The sequence below is a fragment of the Janthinobacterium salmonicoloratum genome (assembly GCF_051380845.1).
In the GTDB taxonomy this organism is placed as follows: domain Bacteria; phylum Pseudomonadota; class Gammaproteobacteria; order Burkholderiales; family Burkholderiaceae_D; genus Janthinobacterium; species Janthinobacterium lividum_F.
This window is the reverse complement of sequence record NZ_JBNYXV010000019.1, coordinates 1-1,381: the sequence shown is the minus strand read 5'-3', so window position 1 is coordinate 1,381 and position 1,381 is coordinate 1. Positions and strand designations below refer to the sequence as shown.

The following is a 1,381-nucleotide window of genomic DNA, read 5'->3' as shown; positions in this document are numbered from 1 at the left end:
ACCTGCTAAGGTTATAGGGACAAGCCGTACGGGCAATTAGTACTGGTTAGCTTAATGCATTACTGCACTTCCACACCCAGCCTATCAACGTCCTGGTCTCGAACGACCCTTCAAAGAGCTCAAGGCTCTGGGAAATCTCATCTCAAGGCAAGTTTCCCGCTTAGATGCTTTCAGCGGTTATCTCTTCCGAACTTAGCTACCCGGCAATGCCACTGGCGTGACAACCGGTACACCAGAGGTTCGTCCACTCCGGTCCTCTCGTACTAGGAGCAGCCCCCTTCAAATTTCCAACGCCCACGGCAGATAGGGACCAAACTGTCTCACGACGTTTTAAACCCAGCTCACGTACCACTTTAAATGGCGAACAGCCATACCCTTGGGACCGGCTACAGCCCCAGGATGTGATGAGCCGACATCGAGGTGCCAAACTCCCCCGTCGATATGAACTCTTGGGAGGAATCAGCCTGTTATCCCCAGAGTACCTTTTATCCGTTGAGCGATGGCCCTTCCATACAGAACCACCGGATCACTATGTCCTACTTTCGTACCTGCTCGACTTGTCAGTCTCGCAGTTAAGCACGCTTATGCCATTGCACTATCAACACGATGTCCGACCGTATCTAGCGTACCTTCGAACTCCTCCGTTACACTTTAGGAGGAGACCGCCCCAGTCAAACTGCCTACCATGCACTGTCCCCGATCCGGATAACGGACCAAGGTTAGAACCTCAAACAAACCAGGGTGGTATTTCAAGGTTGGCTCCACGAGAACTAGCGTCCCCGCTTCAAAGCCTCCCACCTATCCTACACAGATTGGTTCAAAGTCCAATGCAAAGCTACAGTAAAGGTTCATGGGGTCTTTCCGTCTAGCCGCGGGTAGATTGCATCATCACAAACATTTCAACTTCGCTGAGTCTCGGGAGGAGACAGTGTGGCCATCGTTACGCCATTCGTGCAGGTCGGAACTTACCCGACAAGGAATTTCGCTACCTTAGGACCGTTATAGTTACGGCCGCCGTTTACTGGGACTTCAATCAAGAGCTTGCACCCCATCATTTAATCTTCCAGCACCGGGCAGGCGTCACACCCTATACGTCCACTTTCGTGTTTGCAGAGTGCTGTGTTTTTATTAAACAGTCGCAGCCACCAGTTTATTGCAACCCTTTCACCCTCATGGAGTAAACCAATCAAGCTACCGGGGCGTACCTTTTCCCGAAGTTACGGTACCAATTTGCCGAGTTCCTTCTCCCGAGTTCTCTCAAGCGCCTTAGAATACTCATCTCGCCCACCTGTGTCGGTTTGCGGTACGGTCTCGTATGACTGAAGCTTAGAGGCTTTTCTTGGAACCACTTCCGATTGCTTCGTGAACAAGTTCACTCGTC

1 rRNA gene is annotated in these 1,381 nt (G+C 51.3%); it reads right to left on the bottom strand.

Annotation, left to right across the window (positions count from 1 at the left end):
- Window positions 1-15: 15 nt before the first annotated feature.
- Window positions 16-1,381, bottom strand: a 23S ribosomal RNA gene (locus ACQ4WY_RS28180); the annotation flags it as partial.